Here is a 19,228-nt window from a genome sequence, read left to right on the forward strand (position 1 = left end):
CTTATTATTTTCAACTGTGCCCCTGACCGCGTCGGCCAGGGGCTAAACACCTGTCAGTCGGCCAGCTCGGCGGCTGGTGCCACCGGCTCGCGCCTGCTCTGCGGATTGAGCAGGATATTGAGCACGATTGCAGTGATCGCACCGAGGAAGATTCCGCTTTCCAGTACCAGTTTGAGAGTGCCGCTGGCGTGTTCGAACAGCGCCGGGAACGACATCGGCAGCACACCGACGCTGATCGATACGGCAACGATGATTGCGTTGCGAGTCCCCTCGAATGTCACCCGTGAGAGCTCCTGGATACCGGCCACCGTGGTCATGCCGAACATCACCACGGCGCAACCGCCCAACACCGGCGTCGGCACTGCTGCGATCAGCGCACCCAGCTTGGGGAACAGGCCCATCAGCACCATGATTGCCCCAGCGGAAGCCACGACATAACGGCTCTTGACGTTGGAGAGCGCGATAAGGCCGGTGTTTTGGGTAAAAGCGTTGTAGGGGAAGCTGTTGAACAACCCTCCGAGCATTGTTGATAGCCCATCGGCACGGAATGCATTGCCAAGGGTTGTTTGTGTGATGGTCTTGCCGGTCAATTTGCCGATCGCCAGGCAGTTACCGGTGGTTTCGGCCATGATCACCAACATCGCTAACGTCATGACCAGTATCGGCATCAGGGAAAACTGCGGCATGCCGAATGCCATGGGCGGGCTCAGCTCGAACCAGGCTGCGCTGCTCACCTGCCCAAAGTGCGTCATGCCGAACGCTGCCGCGATCAGGCTGCCCACGAACAAGCCGATCAATACGCTGAGGTTGCCAATGAAGCCGGAAAACCTGGCATAGATCACCAATGTAACGATGACCGTGGCCAGCCCCAGCAGCAGGTTCGATGGCGCACCGAAATCTGCGGAATCAGGATTGCCGCCACCTAGCCAGATTGCCGCGGCAGGCATCAGGGAAATGCCGATGATGGTGATCAGGCTGCCGATCACCACGGGCGGAAAGAACCGCAGCAACCTACTGAACACGGGCGCCATGGCAATTGTGATCGCCCCCGCCGCGATCACCGCGCCGAACACTTCAGTGAGCCCGAACTCCTTGCCGATCATGATCATCGGTGCCAGCGCAATGAATGAGCAGCCCTGAATCAGCGGCAGGCGCGCCCCGAACTTCCAGAAGCCGAGGGTCTGAATCATCGTGGCGATGCCCGACGTCAGCAGATTCGCATTGATCAACGTCACTACCTGCGCCGACGTCAGCCCCAGTGCGCTGCCCAATATGAGTGGTACCGCCACCGCACCTGCATACATCACCAGCACATGCTGCAAACCGAATGTCACCAACTGGCGAACCGGCAGAATTACGTCCACCGGATGAACCTGTGAATTGCTCATATCGAATGTCTCCTGAAGTGCTTTTTTCTTGTAGTCCTGGGAGGCGTCCACAGGCCAGGCACAGCGCAAATCGATGCAGCAGAAGAGCTCGTTTCAGGGCCGATATTCTCTGCTTGTAAACGATGGAGCAAATGAGCAACCATCGATTTTAACGATAGCTAAAGTCGCTTGAGGTCACGCCCATGCAGTTCTCTCTGGACCAGTTGCAAACATTCGTCCAGGCCGTGCACAGCGGATCGTTCTCAGCGGCCGCGCGCAAGCTGGGCAAGACTCAGTCAACCGTGAGCGTGGCGATTTCCAATCTGGAACAGGACCTGGGCGTGGAACTGTTCGATCGCTCGAATCGCAACCCGGTGCTGACCCAGGCCGGCCAGAAAATGTTGTTGCAGGCGCAGTCGGTGCTGGAACGTTGCCTGACCCTCCAGGCCCATGCGGATTGCCTGTCCGACGCGATCGAACCCAGCGTGTCACTGGCCATTGAAACGCCCTACAACGCCGTCATGCCGGTGCTGCTGGAGTTCGAAGAGGCTTTCCCCTATGTCGATCTGGTGATCAGGCACCCCGTATATGGGGATGTCAGCGAACTCGTAGCTCAGGGCCTGGCCGTGCTGGGGATCGCCTTCTCCCAGCCGCAGTACCCGCCGCAGCTCGAATTCCAGCAGATGGGCAAGCTGATCATGCTGCACGTCTGTCACCCCGCACATGCGCTGGCGAAATTGAGCAGCGTGACTTTCGAAGACCTGCACGTGCACCGCCGCCTGGCGTTTAGCGCACACGCCGAAAAGCTGCCCAGCAGCGAGTACCTGCGTTCCACTCGGATCTGGCAGGCCGAAAACTACCTGGCGCTGCTGGAAATGGTCCGTGCCGGCCTCGGTTGGGCCACGTTGCCGCGCCAGTTGATCCAGCGTGAACTGGCCAATGGCGAACTGGTCGAACTGCAATTGGGTGCGTATCCCCACACCGACTGGCATGTGGGTGTTGACCTGCTCTGGGCCCGTACCCGCAAGATGGGCAAAGCCGAACGCTGGCTGAAGACGCGCCTGCAACAGAACAAAGTGTTTGAACTGGATCGTCGGGGGCAGTCCACCACCCTGTAACACTCATGCCGTGACTTCACCTCAAGGCTGCGCCACCATCACACTTTACCGACTTGGAAGCGCACGAAATGAAAATCTGTGGCATTGAAATCAAAGGCAGTGAAGCCATCATCGCCGTCGCGTCCCTCGACAATCAGGCGCTCAGCCACCTGCCCCTGGCCACCAAGAAAATCGCCCTGGACGATGACGACGAAGCGGCCAACGTCAAAGTGTTTGCCGCACAGGTGGCATCGTTCATTCGGGAGAACTCAATCGACCGGATCGTGATCAAGAAGCGCAGCAAGAAAGGCGAGTTTGCCGGTGGGCCGACCACCTTCAAGATCGAGGGGGTTTTTCAGTTGCTGGACAGCTGTGAGGTGACGCTGCTGTCGCCACAGACGATCAATGCCCAGGCCAAAAAGCACAATTTTGAACTGCCGGGGACGCTGAACAAATATCAGCATGAGGCCTACAAGGCGGCGTGTTCTGCGCTGATGAAGAAGTAATAGCGCACGCAGATCCTACATTTTCTGTGTTCATGCTTTTGCGGTACGTCGGTCTTCCCGCGGGCACCGCTCAAACTTCGCTCGATAGCTGCGAGTGAAGTACGACGGCGATTCAAACCCGCACGCAATGCTCACTTCAAGCACGCTCATGTCCGTCTGGCGCAACAGCTGCTGCGCCTTCTCCAGCCTCAACCGCAGATAGAAATTGCTCGGTGTGTCATTCAAGTGCAAGCGAAACAGGCGCTCCAGCTGGCGCCGCGTCACTTTGATCGATTCGGCCAGGGCCAGCGTACTCAACGGCGGCTCACTGTGCTGTTCCATCTCGCCGATCACCTGCACCAGTTTCTTGTTGCGAATACCGTACCGACTGGCAACTTCCATGCGCTGGTGATCCTTGCGCGGGCGGATGCGACCGAGTACGAATTGTTCGCTGACCTGAATCGCCAGTTCCGGACCGTGGGCCTGGCCGATGAGGTCGAGCATCAGGTCAATTGACGCCGTGCCGCCCGCCGAGGTAATGCGCCTGCGGTCGATCTCGAAAAGCTCCTGGGTGACGCTGAGCAGCGGATAGTATTCCTTGAACGCGTCGATGGCTTCCCAGTGCAGGGTCAGGCGATGGCCCTCAAGCAACCCTGCCTCGGCGAGGACGAAGCTGCCGGTGTCGATGGCGCCCAGGGTCACGCCGTCGCTGTCCAGCCGGCGCAGCCAATGCTCAAGCGCAGGCGTGGCGAATTTCAGCGGTTCGAAGCCGGCGACTACCAGCAACGTCGCCCCTTTGCCGAGCGGCTCCAGCGCGGCATCGGCGTTGACCGACATGCCGTTACTGGCCAGAACAGCACCGCCATCGGCGCTCAGCACATGCCAGCGATAGAGTTCACCGCGAAAGCGATTGGCCACCCGTAGAGGCTCGATGGCCGAGATAAACCCGATGGCCGAAAAACCCGGCATCAACAAGAAGTAGAAATCCTGGGACATGGAGCGCACTCGACTGGCAGGTAACGAGAGGGCGGGAAGCGTGTGGACGTTGATACGCCAGTTGCAAGCGGCATTCAAGGGGCAGGTCGCTCCAGTGCAAGAGCTGGTCGCCATAGTGCGTGTTGGCGGGGGCTTAGCTGCGTAACTTGGCATCACCGGTGCACATAGACACCGGAACCCACAATAACGTCTGCCGAGGAACCCGACATGAAACGACTCATCAGCAGCTGTGTTCTTGCACTGAGCGGTACCGCTTTCCTGAGCGCCAGCGTCATGGCGGCCGAACCCGCTTCTTGCCAGAACGTACGCATGGGCGTGGTGAACTGGACCGACGTGATCGCTACCAGCGCCATGACTCAGGTGCTGCTAGACGGCCTCGGCTACAAAACCAAACAAACCAGCGCGTCCCAGCAAATCATCTTCGCCGGGATCCGCGACCAGCGCCTGGACTTGTTCCTGGGGTACTGGAACCCGCTGATGACCCAGACCATCACTCCTTTCGTCGACGCTAAACAGGTCAAGGTGCTTGATGCGCCAAGCCTCAAAGACGCCCGCGCGACCCTTGCCGTGCCGACCTACCTGGCAGACAAAGGCCTGAAGACTTTCGCCGACATCGCCAGGTTCGAGAAAGAACTGGGCGGCAAGATCTACGGGATCGAGCCAGGCTCGGGTGCCAATACCCAGATCAAGGCGATGATCGCCAAGAACCAGTTCGGCCTGGGCAAATTCCAGCTGGTCGAGTCCAGTGAGGCCGGTATGCTCGCGGCAGTAGATCGTGCCGTGCGGCGCAAGGAAGCCGTGGTGTTCTTCGGCTGGGCGCCGCATCCAATGAACGTTAATGTGCAGATGACCTATCTCACCGGCAGCGACGATGCGCTCGGCCCGAACGAAGGCATGGCCACCGTCTGGACCGTTACCTCGCCGAACTATGCCCAGCAATGCCCGAACATCGGCCGCCTGCTCAGTAACCTGACCTACTCCGCCGAAGACGAGAGCCGGATGATGCAGCCGCTGCTGGATCACAAGGACGCGTTCGAATCGGCCAAACAGTGGCTCAATGATCACCCCCAGGACAAACAGCGCTGGCTCGAAGGCGTGACCACCTTCGACGGCAAACCGGCAGCTGAACACCTGAAACTGACCAGTAAATAAACCCTGACCGAACGCCGAATCGCAGCCCCCAACGGGCTGCGAACGGACTCATCACGCCCGCCATTCCCCTACAGAACAGGAACCTGCCTCATGAACCACGACGTCATCATCACCTGCGCACTTACCGGTGCTGGCGACACGACCGCCAAGAGCCCACACGTACCGGTCACCCCGAAGCAAATCGCAGCCGCTGCCGTGGAAGCCGCCAAGGCGGGCGCCACCGTGGTGCATTGCCATGTGCGCAATCCCGAAACCGGCAAGTTCAGCCGGGATGTGGCGCTGTACCGCGAAGTGATGGAGCGCATTCGCGAAGCGGACGTCGACATCATCGTCAACCTGACCGCCGGCATGGGCGGCGACCTGGAAATCGGCGCTGGCGAAAACCCGATGGAATTCGGCACCAACACTGACCTGGTCGGCCCCCTGACACGCCTGGCCCACGTCGAAGAGCTGCTGCCGGAAATCTGTACCCTGGATTGCGGCACGCTGAACTTCGGCGATGGCGACACCATTTACGTATCCACACCGGCGCAACTGCGCGCGGGCGCCAAGCGCATACAAGAGTTGGGCGTCAAGGCCGAGCTGGAAATCTTCGACACCGGGCACCTGTGGTTTGCCAAGCAGATGATCAAGGAAGGCTTGCTCGATGATCCGCTGTTCCAGCTGTGCCTGGGCATTCCGTGGGGCGCACCGGCCGATACCACCACCATGAAAGCCATGGTCGACAACCTTCCAGCCAACGCGGTCTGGGCCGGCTTTGGCATCGGACGCATGCAGATGCCGATGGCTGCGCAAGCGGTACTGCTCGGCGGCAACGTGCGGGTCGGCCTGGAAGACAACATCTGGCTGGACAAAGGCGTGTTGGCCACCAATGGCCAGCTGGTGGAGCGCGCCAGCGAAATCCTCAGCCGCCTCGGCGCCCGTGTCCTGACCCCAGCCGAAGGCCGGGCAAAAATGGGCCTGACCAAGCGCGGCTGAGCCCACACATATCCCCTGTAGGAGCTACCGAAGGCTGCTCCTACAGGGGATCACCGAATTTTTTTAGGAAGTCGCCATGACGTTCATCACCGAAATCAAAACCTTCGCTGCCCTGGGTAGCGGTGTCATCGGCAGCGGCTGGGTGTCCCGCGCCCTCGCCCACGGCCTCGACGTAGTGGCCTGGGACCCCGCGCCTGGTGCTGAAGCCGCCCTGCGCAAACGCGTCGCCAACGCCTGGGGCACCCTGGAAAAACAAGGCCTGGCCCCGGGCGCTTCGCAGGATCGCCTGCGCTTTGTCGCGACCATCGAAGAGTGTGTGCGCGATGCCGATTTCATTCAGGAAAGCGCCCCCGAGCGCCTGGACCTGAAGCTCGAATTGCACAGCAAGATCAGTGCAGCAGCCAAACCCGACGCCTTGATCGGCTCCAGCACTTCGGGCCTGTTGCCCAGCGAGTTCTACGAGAGTTCGACCCATCCGGAACGCTGCGTTGTTGGCCACCCGTTCAACCCGGTTTACCTGCTGCCCCTGGTGGAAGTGGTGGGCGGTAAAAACACGGCTCCGGAAGCTGTTCAAGCGGCGATGAAAGTCTACGAATCCCTGGGCATGCGTCCGCTGCATGTGCGTAAGGAAGTACCTGGTTTTATCGCCGACCGATTGCTCGAAGCGCTTTGGCGTGAAGCGCTGCACCTGGTGAACGATGGTGTGGCGACCACCGGTGAAATCGATGATGCCATTCGCTTTGGCGCGGGCCTGCGCTGGTCGTTCATGGGTACTTTCCTGACCTACACCCTTGCAGGCGGCGATGCCGGCATGCGGCATTTCATGGCGCAGTTTGGCCCGGCGTTGCAGTTGCCGTGGACCTACCTGCCGGCGCCGGAACTGACCGACAAGTTGATTGACGATGTGGTCGACGGGACCAGTGATCAATTGGGTACCCACAGTATTTCAGCGCTGGAGCGCTATCGTGATGATTGCCTGTTGGCGGTGCTGGAAGCGGTGAAAACCACCAAGCAGAAGCACGGGATGGCTTTTAGCGAGTAAAGCATCAGCAGGCCTGCTCGCGATGGGGCCAGCCCCGTCACCCTCATCATCGGAACCAGAACCATGCCTACGCTCACCACCTACCAAACCACAATCATCCCGGACTGGGTCGACTACAACGGCCACCTGCGCGACGCGTTCTACCTGCTGATCTTCAGCTACGCCACCGACGCCCTGATGGATCGCCTCGGCATGGACAGCAGCCACCGCGGAGCCAGCGGCTGCTCGCTCTTCACCCTCGAACTGCACCTCAATTACCTGCACGAAGTGAAGCTCGACGCCGAGGTCGAAGTACACACCCGGATCATCGGCCATGACAGCAAGCGCCTGCATCTCTATCACAGCTTGTACTTCGCAGGTGATGACAAGGAGCTCGCGGGTAATGAGCAAATGCTGCTGCACGTCGACCTCGCCGGCCCCCGATCCGCGCCATTCGGCGAAGACACCCTGGCGAGGCTGCAAGCCCTCCTCGCCGAGCAAGCCGACGTGCCGCCGCCCCAGTACATCGGCCGAGTGATCGCATTACCCGCAAAAAAATAACCAGGAGACCGCCGTTGAACACTGCCGCCGCTTTTGCCGACTTCCGAACCTATCCACTGATCAGCGCGTTGACCGCCGTGCAAACCCTGGCGGAGCGAGTTCAGGTAACGTGGGCTGACGGGCGCATCAGCCCTTTTCACTTCCAGTGGCTGCGGGACAATTGCCCGTGTCCGCTGTGCGTCTACACGGTGACCCGCGAACAGGTGCTGGAGATCGTCGACGTCGCCCATGACCTGCAACCCTGCGAGGTGCACATCGATGCCGACGGTTGCCTGTGTGTCGTCTGGCAGGAAGGCCATCGCAGCCGCTTCGACCCGGGCTGGTTACGCGCCCATGCCTACGACGACGAATCCCGTGCCGAGCGTCGAGCCGGTAAACCCCAAGCCAGCCTTTGGCGCAGTGACCTGCAGCTGCCGGTGTTCGACTATGCAGCGCTGATGACCGACAACAACGCCTTGCTGCAGTGGCTGTTGGCAGTGCGCGATATTGGCCTGACCCAAGTGCGCGGCGTGCCCACCGAACCCGGCTCGCTGAAGCTGATCGCCCAGCGCATTTCCTTTATCCGCGAGAGTAACTTCGGCGTGCTGTTCAACGTGCAATCCAAGGCCGATGCCGACAGCAACGCCTATACCGCTTTCAACCTGCCGCTGCACAGCGACTTGCCGACCCGAGAGCTGCAACCCGGGCTGCAATTCCTCCATTGCCTGGTCAATGATGCCGAGGGCGGCGAGAGTATTTTCGTCGATGGTTTTGCCATCGCCCAGGCATTGCGTGAGGAAGATCCCGAGTCGTTCAACGCCCTGTGTGAAATCCCCGTGGAGTTCCGCAACAAGGATCGGCACAGCGACTATCGATGCCTGGCACCGGTCATTGCCCTGAACAACCTGGGGCAAGTGTCGGAGATTCGCATGGCCAACTTCTTGCGCGGTCCGTTCGATGCGTCGGTGGAGCAGATGCCCAGGCTCTATCGCGCCTACCGGCGCTTTATCGCCATGACGCGCGAGGCCCGATTTCGCCTGATGCAAAGGCTAAATCCCGGCGAGCTCTGGTGCTTCGACAACCGCCGCACCCTGCATGCGCGCAATGCTTTCGATCCCGCCACCGGTGCCCGGCATTTCCAGGGCTGTTATGTCGATCGGGATGAGCTGTTGTCGAGAATCCTGGTATTGCAGCGCTGAAACCGCATCATCGTTCATCTCGGGCAAGCCCGCTCCCACAATGGAATGCGTAAGTCTGTGAAAGCGGGCTTGCCCGCGAAGGCCTCAGCCCACGCACCACATCCTTCGCTGATTCACAGGCAAAAAAAACCCCGATCAAGCCGTGACAGGATCGAGGCAGAGGTGGGTACTGTTGAGGAGCCGTTGCGCGAGGGTGACCAACCTTCGTGAAGTCAGCTGTAACCAGTGTGCCCACTCCTCTGTGAACGCAATTAGCCGAAAACGACCTGTTCATAGGTATCGCGGCCATTACGACAGATCGCCCTTGCCGCCACCGCGCCCCCCGATGAGAATCGAGACACGACACCGTTCCCTGAAGAAGGATTGCGTCATGATGCACGCCGATTTGATTGACCAGGAAGACCTGCTGGGCCAGCTGAAATCATTGGGTTTTCAAGTACCCAGCGGCTCTACAGCCGAGCAGGCTTGCGAATGCGCGGTGCGCGGTTTGAACGATGAACGGGCGATAACGCTACGGACAATGGTCAAGCAGATGTACACCAGCAGCGCTACCATCCTGCCGGCTGTGCGCCAGGCGATCGACAGGCAATTGCTGCCGGCATTGGCGGCGTACCAGCAGAGCCGTAGCGCCTGAGCAAAAATCAAAAGATCGTCCGATCGGACGATCTTTGTTTAGAGCCTTACACTGGCAAAAGTCGACTCATTACGCGCCTGACTCAATGCCGACAACGGCCCGGACAACGGCGACAGCACCAATGCTTGCGGCAGCGGCATCATCGCCACTTGTTGCGTGGTGTTGGACCCTACGCGCTCGTCACGCGGCGGAATGCCGAAGTATTCGCGATAGCACTTGGAAAAGTGCGGAGTGGACACGAAGCCACATACCGACGCCACTTCGATAATCGACATCGGTGTTTGCTTGAGCAACTGCCGGGCGCGGATCAGGCGCAGTTTCAGGTAGTAGCGCGACGGCGAACAATGCAGGTACTTCTGGAACAACCGCTCCAGCTGACGACGCGACACCGCGACGTATACCGCCAGCTCATCCAGGTCGATCGGCTCTTCCAGATTGGCCTCCATCAGCGCGACGATTTCCTGCAACTTCGGCTGGTTGGTGCCAAGCATGTGCTTGAGCGGCACACGCTGGTGATCCTGCTCATTGCGGATGCGCTCGTAGACAAACATTTCCGAGATCGCGGCCGACAGTTCGCGTCCGTGATCACGGCTGATCAGGTGCAGCATCATGTCCAGCGGCGCAGTGCCACCAGAGCTGGTGAAGCGATTACGGTCGAGGGTGAACAACCGGGTGCTCATGGCCACGCGCGGGAAAGCTTCCTGCATCGATGCCAGGCATTCCCAGTGCACGCTGCAATCAAAACCGTCCAGCAGCCCGGCGCACGCCAGGGCCCAGCTACCCGTGCACACTGCGCCGAGACGGCGCGACTGGCGCGCCTGGCTCTGTAGCCACGAAACGTGTTCGCGGGTGACCGTGCGCTGGATACCGATACCACCGCAGACAATGATGGTGTCCAGCGCGGGAGCCTTGTGCATGGAGCAATCGGGGGTAATCTGCAGGCCGTCACTGGCCCAGACCTGCCCGCCATCGACGGTGAGTGTGGTCCAGCGATACAGCTCGCGACCGGACAACTGGTTGGCCATGCGCAGTGGTTCCACTGCGGACGCCAGAGAAATCAGCGTGAAATTGTCCAGCAGCAGAAAGCCGATGGATTGAGGCGCACGGTTCTGGGGTTGAGTCCCGGAGTTGAACGTCGTCATCGCAATATCTCCTCACACAAAGCGGGTGATGGCCTCAGGCGGAGGCTCTTGTTATTGCCATCGTTCTCGCGTGGGAGACGGGCTTTGTAATGACAGAGCAATTGCCATGCCTAAAATTGAATGCGCGTTCAATAACTCCTGAAAACGACGTCGGAATGTGTCTGTATATGACCGCGTAGAGTGGGGGGATATAAGTGCCATCAATAGCAGCAAGGGCTCTGTCCCTTAGCGTGTGAGCAAATCGGTAGCACTTGTGGGAACAGGGCTGCGGCGTGCATTGAAAGAGTGTCACCACAAGCACAGGTGACAGGCGGTCAGCGGCGATTGGGATCCCTGATCCTGTTGAAGTCGCTTATCTGTAAGCGACGCGCCAAAAGGTGGCGTATCAGGGAAGGTGTGTTCACTTTGCGCGCAGTTTTGACTGATCTGGCAACATCGCGGGCAAGCCCGCTCCCACAGGGATTTGTGGTGTGCTCCACTTCTCGGTTGCACGACAAATCCTGTGGGAGCGGGCTTGCCCGCGATGGGATCAACCCGATATCAGCACTCCACCGCACTGACCGCTAATCCACCGCGCGAGGTTTCCTTATATTTGTCATGCATGTCCGCCCCGGTATCACGCATGGTCCGGATCACCCGGTCCAGCGAGATAAAGTGCTGCCCGTCACCGCGCAACGCCATCTGCGCCGCATTGATCGCCTTCACCGCAGCAATTGCATTACGCTCGATGCAAGGCACCTGCACCAGTCCGCCCACGGGGTCACACGTCAGCCCCAGGTTGTGTTCGAGTCCAATCTCAGCCGCGTTGCACAGCTGCTCCGGCGTGGCACCGAGGATCTCCGCCAACCCCGCCGCCGCCATGGCGCAGGCCGAACCGACCTCACCCTGGCAGCCGACTTCGGCCCCGGAGATGGAAGCGTTCTTCTTGCACAGGATCCCCACAGCCGCCGCGCTCAGGAAATAGTCGACGACATTGGCGTCAGTCACCGCTTCGCTGAACTTCATGAAGTAATGCAGCACCGCAGGAATGATCCCCGCCGCGCCGTTGGTCGGCGCCGTGACCATGCGCCCACCCGCCGCATTCTCTTCGTTGACGGCCAGGGCGAACAGGTTGACCCATTCCATGGCACTGAGCGTCGAGCCGATCACATTCGGCTTGCCCAGCTCCTGCAAGCTGCGGTGCAATCTGGCGGCGCGACGTCGCACATTCAGGCCACCGGGCAGGATGCCTTCATGCTTGAGGCCTTGCTCGACGCAGTCCTGCATGGCTCGCCAGAGCTTCATCAGGCCGGCACGAATTTCGTCTTCACTGCGCCAGACCTTTTCGTTGGCCATCATCAGTTCGGCAACTCGCAGGTTGTGCTTCTGGCACAAGCTCAACAACTCGACCGCGCTGGAAAAATCGTAAGGCAACTCGGTGCGATCCATGTCCACCACGCCGCTACTGGCCTGCGCCTGATCCACGACAAAACCGCCACCCACTGAATAGTAGGTATCGCGGTGCAGTTCTCCCGCATCACCTTCAACCATCAACGTCATGGCATTGGGATGGAACGGCAGGTTTTCATCGATCAGGCGCATGTCCCGGGCCCAGATGAACGGCACCGGCAGATGACCATCGAGCAATAACTCGTCGGTTTCGCGCAGGGTGGCGATACGAATGCCGATTTGCGACGGATCGATCGCGTCCGGCCACTCACCCATCAGGCCCATGATCACCGCATTGTCGCTACCGTGACCGATGCCGGTGGCCGACAGCGAACCATACAGCTGCACTTCGACGCGCCGGACCTGATCCAGCAGCCCCTTCTCTCGCAGGCCCTGCACAAACAGTGCGGCTGCACGCATAGGCCCCACCGTGTGCGAACTGGAAGGGCCGATGCCGATTTTGAACAGGTCGAAAACGCTGATAGCCATTACTGCCGAACTCCTGGATATGCCCAACTCCAGACGCAAAAGCGCCCAGTGACGGAGCTGCTACGCTCAAGCTGCAATCCGCCGATATGGCTGCATCATCAGGCTTTTACCCGGTCGTTCGACGTCTCGAACCGACGCACTCTTGTCCACCAACGCCGCGAGTCGCCAACGCTATGGTTCCGCCGTTTTTTTACGGCGCAGAGGGACAAACAGGGCAGAAAAAAGCTGTAAACGACGTCACCGACACTGGATGCGACCATCCCTGTACTGGTTACGACGCACCCTGTAGGCGTCAGATTTTCACTGGTACATGATCGTATCGACTCGATTGCAAGGCGCCGTGGTAGAGCTGTCTGAAAACGCCATCCAACCGCAACCTATAAGTGCGGTGGTCCAGTCGGAACACTGCCGAAAAAAACACCAAGGAGTCAGTCAATGAAAGGTTCCCCGTCGTTGTTGTTGGCCGCCATGCTTAGTCTGCCGGTTCTGGCGCAAGCTGCAGAACCGGCCCAGTGCAGCACTGTAAACTTCTCCGATGTCGGCTGGACCGACATCACCGTCACCACCGCTACCACCAGCGTCGTGCTCGACGCACTGGGGTACAAGACCAAAACTACAATGATCTCCGTGCCGGTGACCTATAAGTCGCTGGCAGATGGCAAGAACATGGACGTGTTCCTGGGCAACTGGATGCCGACCATGGAGAACGACATCAAGGCCTATCGTGATGCCGGTACCGTGGAAACCCTGCGCGCCAACCTGGAAAACGCGAAATACACCCTCGCCGTTCCCGAAGAGTTGTATAACAAGGGGCTGAAAGATTTCGCCGACATCGCCAAGTTCAAGAAAGAGCTCGATGGCAAGATCTACGGCATCGAACCTGGCAACGACGGCAATCGTCTGATCCAGAGCATGATCGACAAGAACGCCTTCGGCCTCAAGGAAGCCGGCTTCAAGGTCGTCGAGTCCAGCGAGGCAGGCATGCTCTCGCAAGTCGATCGCGCGCAGCGGCGCAATACCGCCGTGGTATTCCTGGGCTGGGAACCACACCCGATGAACACGCGCTTCAAGATGAAGTACCTGACCGGCGGCGACGATTACTTCGGCCCCAACTTCGGCCAGGCGACCATCTTCACCAACACCCGCAAGGGCTACGCCCAGGAATGCAGCAACGTTGGTCAGCTGCTCAAGAACCTGGTGTTCAGCCTCGACATGGAAAGCACGCTGATGGGCAACGTCCTGGACGACAAGATGAAGCCTGACGCGGCTGCCAGGGCCTGGCTGAAAAAGAATCCACAGGTGCTCGATACCTGGCTCGCTGGCGTAACCACCATTGACGGTAAACCAGGCCTGGAGGCCGTGAAAGCCAAGCTCGCGCAGCCTTGAGTTCAGGAGCATCGTTTATGCCGGGTGAGCGTGCTCACCCGGGCTGTTATTTCCTTGCATGCGGACGTTCAATACCATGCTGATTGATCAGAAAATCCCTTTAGGCCAGTACATTGCGGGCTTCGTCGAATGGTTGACGCAACATGGCGCCAACACCTTCGACGCCATCGCCGTGTCTCTGGAAACGATGATCCACGGCGTGACTTTTGCGCTGACCTGGTTCAACCCGCTGGCATTGATCGGCCTTATCGCACTACTTGCGCATTTCATTCAACGAAAGTGGGGACTGACAGTTTTCGTCATCGTCTCCTTCCTGCTGATCCTCAACCTGGGATACTGGCAGGAAACCATGGAAACCCTCGCCCAGGTGTTGTTCGCCACCCTGGTCTGCGTGGTCATCGGCGTGCCGCTGGGCATTGTTGCCGCGCATAAGCCGATGTTCTACACCATGATGCGTCCGGTGCTCGATCTGATGCAGACCGTGCCGACCTTCGTCTACCTCATTCCTACCCTGACCCTCTTCGGGCTGGGCGTGGTGCCGGGGCTGATCTCCACGGTGGTGTTCGCGATCGCCGCGCCCATCCGCCTGACTTACCTGGGTATCCGGGATGTTCCACAGGAACTGATGGACGCCGGCAAAGCCTTCGGCTGCTCGCGTCGTCAATTGCTCTCACGGATTGAACTGCCCCACGCGATGCCAAGCATTGCGGCCGGTATCACCCAGTGCATCATGCTGTCGTTGTCGATGGTGGTGATTGCCGCACTGGTGGGCGCCGATGGCCTGGGCAAACCCGTGGTCAACGCACTGAACACTGCTGATATCGCCCTGGGCTTCGAAGCGGGCCTGGCGATCGTATTGCTGGCGATCATGCTCGACCGTATCTGCAAACAACCCGACGCTAAAGTAGGGGGTGACGCATGAGCATTATTCGCTTCGAAGACGTCGACGTAATCTTTTCCAAGGACCCGCGCGAGGCGCTCAAGCTGCTCGATCAGGGCATGACCCGCGACCAGATCCTGAAAAAAACCGGGCAAATCGTCGGCGTGGAAAAAGCCAGCCTGGATGTCGACAAAGGTGAAATCTGCGTATTGATGGGCCTGTCCGGTTCCGGCAAATCCAGCCTGCTGCGTTGCATCAACGGCCTCAATACCGTGAGCCGTGGCAAGCTGTTCGTCGAACACGAAGGCAAGCAGATCGACATCGCTTCCTGTACCCCGGCAGAGCTGAAGATGATGCGCACCAAGCGCATCGCCATGGTGTTCCAGAAGTTCGCCCTGATGCCTTGGCTGACGGTGCGGGAAAACATCAGCTTCGGCCTGGAAATGCAGGGGCGTCCGGAGAAGGAGCGCAAGAAGCTGGTCGATGAAAAACTCGAGCTGGTCGGCCTGACCCAGTGGCGCAATAAAAAGCCCGACGAGCTATCCGGCGGCATGCAGCAACGCGTCGGCCTGGCGCGCGCGCTGGCCATGGACGCCGACATTCTGCTAATGGATGAACCCTTCTCGGCCCTCGACCCGCTGATTCGCCAGGGCTTGCAAGATGAATTGCTGGAACTGCAGAGCAAGCTCAGCAAGACCATCGTCTTCGTGAGTCATGACCTTGATGAGGCCCTGAAGCTGGGCAGTCGCATCGCGATCATGAAAGACGGCCGGATCATCCAGTACAGCAAGCCGGAAGAGATCGTGTTGAACCCTGCGGACGATTACGTGCGCACCTTCGTCGCCCACACCAACCCGCTGAACGTGCTGTGCGGCCGCAGCCTGATGCGCACCCTGGACAAGTGCAAACGCATTAACGGTTCGGTCTGCCTCGACCCGGGCGGCGATTCATGGCTGGACCTGGCCGAAGGCAACACCATCAAGGGCGCCCGCCAGAACGGTGCGAGCCTGGATCTGCAGAACTGGGCACCCGGGCAGGCAGTGGACGGCCTGGGTCGTCGGCCGACCCTGGTGGACTCCAATATCGGCATGCGCGATGCGCTGCAGATTCGCTACCAGACCGGCAACAAACTGGTGCTGCATGACAACAACCAGGTGGTAGGGATCCTCGGTGACAGCGAGCTATACCACGCGCTGCTCGGCAAGAACCTGGGGTAACACAACAGACACAAAAACGCCGCGAGAGGATCGCGGCGTTTTCGTTTATGGGATATCGGGTGATGCAGTCGTTGAAGTAGAAGCCCCCATCGCCAGCAGGCTGGCTCCCACATTGGAATGCATGCTCTTGTGGGAGCCAGCCTGCTGGCGATAAAGCCGATGCGGTGCTTCAGACAGCAACACCGCTTACTTGACTACTCAGCTATAGACCCGGCCAAGGAGCTGCCGATGGCTTTCAAACTGATCGAGCACGTCACGGGTGATCTGATCCTGAGTGAAACCCATCAGATCGTAATCCTGGCTGCCATTGTGCAGGTAAACCTCGGCGCGGTAGTAGCGTGCCCGGGGTTCATCGACACTTTCAGCCGAGACCGTCTCGCTTGCCGCCGCCAGGTAGCCATCCAGGCTCACTTCGTAGACAAACGGGTTACCCTCTTCCATCTCGATCCGCAGGCCCATGCAGCGCTTGGCCTTGCCCAGCAATGTCTGCACATCCAGGCCTTGGCCACGCAACAGAACCGCCGCCTCTTCCAGCGCCGGGGTCACCTGTTTGTCCATGAAACGTTGAACGATCGACTGGTTCGGTTGCAGGTCCAGCTGGGTCAGGCGCTCGCTGAAACCGCGCCGACCACGGGCTGCCAGCTCCGCCTGCTCCTGTTCGATTTGCACGTCCTGGCGCATGGCCTTGTGCAAGCCGAACATGAAGAACACCAGCACCACCGAGAACGGCAGGCCAGCCAGCACCACCATGGTTTGCATGGCTTCGAAGTTACCGGCGAACAGCAGGCCGATGGTCACCAGCGTGATCACCGCAGACCAGAAGATCCGCAACCAGTGCGGCGCATCTTCATCAACGTTGCCACCCTTGCACGACAGGTTCGCCATCATCACCGCGCCGGAATCCGCTGGCGTCAGGAACAGCACGAAACCAACGAAGATCGACACGCCGATCACCACTTTCGACGCCGGGTAGTGCTCGAGAAGCTGGTAGATCGCCATGGACGGCTGTTCCAGCGCGGTCTTGCCGAGCTCCACTGCACCATGATTCATCACCAGGTCCAGGGCCGAGTTACCGAAGATCGACAGCCACGCCAGGGTGAAGCCCAGAGGAATCAGCAACACGCCGGCCACCAGTTCACGCACCGTGCGCCCACGGGAAATACGCGCGATGAACATGCCCACGAACGGTGCCCAGGAGATCCACCAGGCCCAATAGAACAGGGTCCACAGGCCCATCCAGCGCTCGGTCTTGTCAGCGTCGCCCTCATACACATAGAGGTCGAAGGTTTTCAGCACCACGCCGTTGAGGTAGTCGCCAATGTTCTGCACAAAACCGTTGAGCAGGTGCAGCGTCGGGCCGAACAGCAGGACGAAGATCAACAGGCCGCTGAACAGGATGATGTTCAGGTTGGACAGCCGACGAATGCCATTCTCCACACCCGACACGGCAGCAATGGTCGCCACGGTGCTCATCACGATGATCACAATCAGCAGGTTGGTGTTGCTGTGCTCCATGCCGAACAGGTTTTCCAGTCCCGACGACACTTGCAGCGACCCGATCCCCAGATTGGTCACCAGGCCCAGCAGGGTCACGAACATCCCGAAGCCATCCACCGCATGACCGGCCGCGCCCTTGACCCAGCGCTCGCCCACCAGTGGATACAGCGCCGAACGCAGCGCCAGCGGCTGGTTATGACGGTAGGCGAAGTACGCCACGGCAAGGCCGACCAGCGCATAAATCGCCCAGCCATGCAGGCCCCAGTGCAGGAACGTCAGCTGTACCGCCTGACGTGCAGCCATGTTGCTGCCGGCCACGCCTTCCGGCGGGTTGAAGTAGTGATCCAGCGGTTCAGAAGCGCCGAAGTACAACAGCGAGATGCCAATACCCGACGAGAACAGCATGCCCGCCCAGGCGCCATAGCTGAAGTCCGGGGTGTCGTCCTTGCTGCCCAGTTTGAGTTTGCCGTAGGACGAGAACGCCAGGCCGATGACAAACACCAGGTAAGCGGCAATCACCACCATGTAGTACCAGCCGAAGCTGCGGGACAACCAGGCCTGGGCGATGCCGAGCAATCTGCCGGCCTCTTGCGGGGCAATGATCAGAATGGCGGTCAACAACAGGATCAGCGCGGTAGAGGTGTAGAACACCCAACCGTTGACCGTCACCTTCTCGGGTGGGGTCTTTATAAGAGAGGCAGAACTCATGGCACAGATGCTCCGGGCAGTGCGAGAGAAGAACACAAGGCAAAGCGGTACCCGACCAATCGGTTAGTTGGCAGCCGACCAGCGGGTGATATAAAGACACCCCGAAAATGCCTGAAAGTCCGCAAGCACCGGGGCGCACATGTTTCGAGCGATTTTGGATGTCGGTTTATCGCCATTTACACGCAGGCAAAAAACTGTAAATAGCGACGATTTGTCGCAGAGCTTATTCTTTATTGATTGAACGTTCAATCAAAACAAAATAGACTGGCCTTCAATCCGATAGACGTTCCACGTCTGCCGGAAGGCCTAAGGAGATGTGCAAGATGCCCAAGGTCGGTATGCAACCCATCCGCCGTCAGCAGTTGATCGAAGCCACTTTGCAGGCTGTCGATCAGGTTGGAATGGGGGACGCCAGCATTGCGCTGATCGCCCGTTTGGCCGGTGTCTCGAACGGCATCATCAGTCACTATTTTCAGGACAAGAACGGCCTGATCGCTGCCACGGCGCAGTATCTGATGAGTGTCCTCAGCGAGAACGTCACCGCGCGCCGTCAGGCGCTGGCAGATGACAGCCCGCGGGCACATCTGCAGGTGATCATCGAAGGCAACTTCGACGCCAGCCAGGTCAATGGCCCGGCAATGAAAACCTGGCTGGCCTTCTGGGCCACCAGCATGCACCACCCGTCATTGCACAGGTTGCAGCGGATCAACGATCACCGCCTGTATTCCAACCTGTGTTGCCAGTTCCGCCGCGTACTGCCGCTGGATGACGCGCGCAGTGCAGCCCGCGGCCTGGCGGCGCTCATTGACGGTTTGTGGTTGCGCGGTGCGTTGTCCGGAGATGCTTTCGACACTGCCCAGGCGCACCAGATCGCTTACGAATACATGGATTTCCAATTGGCCAAGCAGGTGAGTTAGAGCACACATAAACGCTCAACCCCTGAACTGCTACTGACCGGTGTTGCCACAACCTTAGGGAACTGGCTACACCAGCGGTGGTTACCGCCAACCCA

17 protein-coding genes and 1 pseudogene are annotated in these 19,228 nt (G+C 59.5%); 12 read left to right on the top strand and 6 right to left on the bottom strand.

Annotated features, from left to right (window positions below; translation table 11 throughout):
* Positions 1 to 53 precede the first annotated feature (53 nt).
* Positions 54 to 1,388, bottom strand: a complete 1,335-nt coding sequence (locus EQV97_RS09865) for a nucleobase:cation symporter-2 family protein (RefSeq protein WP_122841201.1) — start codon at positions 1,386 to 1,388, stop codon at positions 54 to 56.
* A 182-nt stretch (positions 1,389 to 1,570) separates the two neighbouring features.
* On the opposite strand from EQV97_RS09865, the gene EQV97_RS09870 reads away from it, so the two are divergent.
* Together EQV97_RS09870 and EQV97_RS09875 are read left to right on the top strand one after the other, a co-directional pair.
* The gene (locus EQV97_RS09870) at positions 1,571 to 2,485 is read left to right on the top strand and encodes a LysR family transcriptional regulator (protein ID WP_122841200.1); all 915 of its coding nucleotides are present in this window, start codon (positions 1,571 to 1,573) and stop codon (positions 2,483 to 2,485) included.
* Between the two features lie 68 nt (positions 2,486 to 2,553).
* Complete coding sequence (locus tag EQV97_RS09875) at positions 2,554 to 2,970, top strand: DUF3010 family protein (RefSeq protein WP_045059894.1); 417 nt, start codon at positions 2,554 to 2,556, stop codon at positions 2,968 to 2,970.
* Positions 2,971 to 3,000: 30 nt separating this feature from the next.
* Here EQV97_RS09875 and EQV97_RS09880 read toward each other — a convergent pair whose 3' ends face one another.
* On the bottom strand, positions 3,001 to 3,945 hold the full coding sequence (locus EQV97_RS09880; protein WP_122841198.1) for a GlxA family transcriptional regulator: 945 nt from the start codon (positions 3,943 to 3,945) through the stop codon (positions 3,001 to 3,003).
* 207 nt (positions 3,946 to 4,152) lie between these two features.
* On the opposite strand from EQV97_RS09880, the gene EQV97_RS09885 reads away from it, so the two are divergent.
* The 6 genes from EQV97_RS09885 (at position 4,153) to EQV97_RS09910 (ending at position 9,469) form a co-directional block, all read left to right on the top strand.
* The gene (locus tag EQV97_RS09885; protein WP_240888882.1) at positions 4,153 to 5,097 is read left to right on the top strand and encodes a choline ABC transporter substrate-binding protein; all 945 of its coding nucleotides are present in this window, start codon (positions 4,153 to 4,155) and stop codon (positions 5,095 to 5,097) included.
* 90 nt (positions 5,098 to 5,187) lie between these two features.
* Entirely contained in the window at positions 5,188 to 6,075 is an 888-nt protein-coding gene (locus EQV97_RS09890; protein ID WP_225570266.1) for a 3-keto-5-aminohexanoate cleavage protein, read from the top strand.
* Between the two features lie 76 nt (positions 6,076 to 6,151).
* Positions 6,152 to 7,117 (top strand): L-carnitine dehydrogenase, encoded by a 966-nt coding sequence (locus EQV97_RS09895; protein WP_240888883.1) that lies wholly within the window; start codon positions 6,152 to 6,154, stop codon positions 7,115 to 7,117.
* A 63-nt stretch (positions 7,118 to 7,180) separates the two neighbouring features.
* On the top strand, positions 7,181 to 7,657 hold the full coding sequence (locus EQV97_RS09900; RefSeq protein ID WP_122841194.1) for a thioesterase family protein: 477 nt from the start codon (positions 7,181 to 7,183) through the stop codon (positions 7,655 to 7,657).
* A 14-nt stretch (positions 7,658 to 7,671) separates the two neighbouring features.
* The gene (locus EQV97_RS09905) at positions 7,672 to 8,835 is read left to right on the top strand and encodes a gamma-butyrobetaine dioxygenase (protein WP_122841193.1); all 1,164 of its coding nucleotides are present in this window, start codon (positions 7,672 to 7,674) and stop codon (positions 8,833 to 8,835) included.
* Positions 8,836 to 9,205: 370 nt separating this feature from the next.
* Complete coding sequence (locus EQV97_RS09910; protein WP_045059888.1) at positions 9,206 to 9,469, top strand: hypothetical protein; 264 nt, start codon at positions 9,206 to 9,208, stop codon at positions 9,467 to 9,469.
* 38 nt (positions 9,470 to 9,507) lie between these two features.
* Here EQV97_RS09910 and EQV97_RS09915 read toward each other — a convergent pair whose 3' ends face one another.
* Positions 9,508 to 10,611 (bottom strand): GlxA family transcriptional regulator, encoded by a 1,104-nt coding sequence (locus EQV97_RS09915; protein ID WP_045059887.1) that lies wholly within the window; start codon positions 10,609 to 10,611, stop codon positions 9,508 to 9,510.
* A 540-nt stretch (positions 10,612 to 11,151) separates the two neighbouring features.
* Positions 11,152 to 12,528, bottom strand: a complete 1,377-nt coding sequence (locus EQV97_RS09920) for an L-serine ammonia-lyase (protein ID WP_122841192.1) — start codon at positions 12,526 to 12,528, stop codon at positions 11,152 to 11,154.
* 435 nt (positions 12,529 to 12,963) lie between these two features.
* On the opposite strand from EQV97_RS09920, the gene EQV97_RS09925 reads away from it, so the two are divergent.
* The 3 genes from EQV97_RS09925 to choV all read left to right on the top strand — a co-directional run bounded on the left by EQV97_RS09925 (position 12,964) and on the right by choV (position 16,011).
* On the top strand, positions 12,964 to 13,914 hold the full coding sequence (locus EQV97_RS09925; protein ID WP_122841191.1) for a choline ABC transporter substrate-binding protein: 951 nt from the start codon (positions 12,964 to 12,966) through the stop codon (positions 13,912 to 13,914).
* 76 nt (positions 13,915 to 13,990) lie between these two features.
* On the top strand, positions 13,991 to 14,836 hold the full coding sequence (gene choW / locus EQV97_RS09930) for a choline ABC transporter permease subunit (protein WP_240888884.1): 846 nt from the start codon (positions 13,991 to 13,993) through the stop codon (positions 14,834 to 14,836).
* Complete coding sequence (choV, locus tag EQV97_RS09935; protein WP_122841189.1) at positions 14,833 to 16,011, top strand: choline ABC transporter ATP-binding protein; 1,179 nt, start codon at positions 14,833 to 14,835, stop codon at positions 16,009 to 16,011. The genes choW and choV overlap by 4 nt, the downstream gene beginning before the upstream one ends.
* Before the next feature lie 198 nt (positions 16,012 to 16,209).
* On the opposite strand, the gene EQV97_RS09940 is transcribed toward choV, so the two are convergent.
* Positions 16,210 to 16,569, bottom strand: a complete 360-nt coding sequence (locus EQV97_RS09940) for a hypothetical protein (protein WP_205940125.1) — start codon at positions 16,567 to 16,569, stop codon at positions 16,210 to 16,212.
* A 44-nt stretch (positions 16,570 to 16,613) separates the two neighbouring features.
* Positions 16,614 to 18,159: pseudogene (locus EQV97_RS09945) on the bottom strand (BCCT family transporter).
* A gap of 380 nt (positions 18,160 to 18,539) precedes the next feature.
* On the opposite strand from EQV97_RS09945, the gene betI reads away from it, so the two are divergent.
* The gene (betI, locus tag EQV97_RS09950) at positions 18,540 to 19,133 is read left to right on the top strand and encodes a transcriptional regulator BetI (protein WP_122841187.1); all 594 of its coding nucleotides are present in this window, start codon (positions 18,540 to 18,542) and stop codon (positions 19,131 to 19,133) included.
* The last annotated feature ends 95 nt before the right edge of the window (positions 19,134 to 19,228 follow it).

It is taken from the genome of Pseudomonas sp. TMW22090 (assembly GCF_022496665.1).
Classification (GTDB): domain Bacteria; phylum Pseudomonadota; class Gammaproteobacteria; order Pseudomonadales; family Pseudomonadaceae; genus Aquipseudomonas; species Aquipseudomonas gregormendelii.

What these genes read in the sequence shown, in the direction of transcription:
- EQV97_RS09865 (WP_122841201.1), bottom strand. Translation starts at nt 1,388, where the DNA reads ATGAGCAATTCACAGGTTCATCCGGTGGACGTAATTCTGCCGGTTCGC.
- EQV97_RS09870 (WP_122841200.1), top strand. Translation starts at nt 1,571, where the DNA reads ATGCAGTTCTCTCTGGACCAGTTGCAAACATTCGTCCAGGCCGTGCAC.
- EQV97_RS09875 (WP_045059894.1), top strand. Translation starts at nt 2,554, where the DNA reads ATGAAAATCTGTGGCATTGAAATCAAAGGCAGTGAAGCCATCATCGCC.
- EQV97_RS09880 (WP_122841198.1), bottom strand. Translation starts at nt 3,945, where the DNA reads ATGTCCCAGGATTTCTACTTCTTGTTGATGCCGGGTTTTTCGGCCATC.
- EQV97_RS09885 (WP_240888882.1), top strand. Translation starts at nt 4,153, where the DNA reads ATGAAACGACTCATCAGCAGCTGTGTTCTTGCACTGAGCGGTACCGCT.
- EQV97_RS09890 (WP_225570266.1), top strand. Translation starts at nt 5,188, where the DNA reads ATGAACCACGACGTCATCATCACCTGCGCACTTACCGGTGCTGGCGAC.
- EQV97_RS09895 (WP_240888883.1), top strand. Translation starts at nt 6,152, where the DNA reads ATGACGTTCATCACCGAAATCAAAACCTTCGCTGCCCTGGGTAGCGGT.
- EQV97_RS09900 (WP_122841194.1), top strand. Translation starts at nt 7,181, where the DNA reads ATGCCTACGCTCACCACCTACCAAACCACAATCATCCCGGACTGGGTC.
- EQV97_RS09910 (WP_045059888.1), top strand. Translation starts at nt 9,206, where the DNA reads ATGATGCACGCCGATTTGATTGACCAGGAAGACCTGCTGGGCCAGCTG.
- EQV97_RS09915 (WP_045059887.1), bottom strand. Translation starts at nt 10,611, where the DNA reads ATGACGACGTTCAACTCCGGGACTCAACCCCAGAACCGTGCGCCTCAA.
- EQV97_RS09920 (WP_122841192.1), bottom strand. Translation starts at nt 12,528, where the DNA reads ATGGCTATCAGCGTTTTCGACCTGTTCAAAATCGGCATCGGCCCTTCC.
- EQV97_RS09925 (WP_122841191.1), top strand. Translation starts at nt 12,964, where the DNA reads ATGAAAGGTTCCCCGTCGTTGTTGTTGGCCGCCATGCTTAGTCTGCCG.
- choW (WP_240888884.1), top strand. Translation starts at nt 13,991, where the DNA reads ATGCTGATTGATCAGAAAATCCCTTTAGGCCAGTACATTGCGGGCTTC.
- choV (WP_122841189.1), top strand. Translation starts at nt 14,833, where the DNA reads ATGAGCATTATTCGCTTCGAAGACGTCGACGTAATCTTTTCCAAGGAC.
- EQV97_RS09940 (WP_205940125.1), bottom strand. Translation starts at nt 16,569, where the DNA reads ATGGACAAACAGGTGACCCCGGCGCTGGAAGAGGCGGCGGTTCTGTTG.
- betI (WP_122841187.1), top strand. Translation starts at nt 18,540, where the DNA reads ATGCCCAAGGTCGGTATGCAACCCATCCGCCGTCAGCAGTTGATCGAA.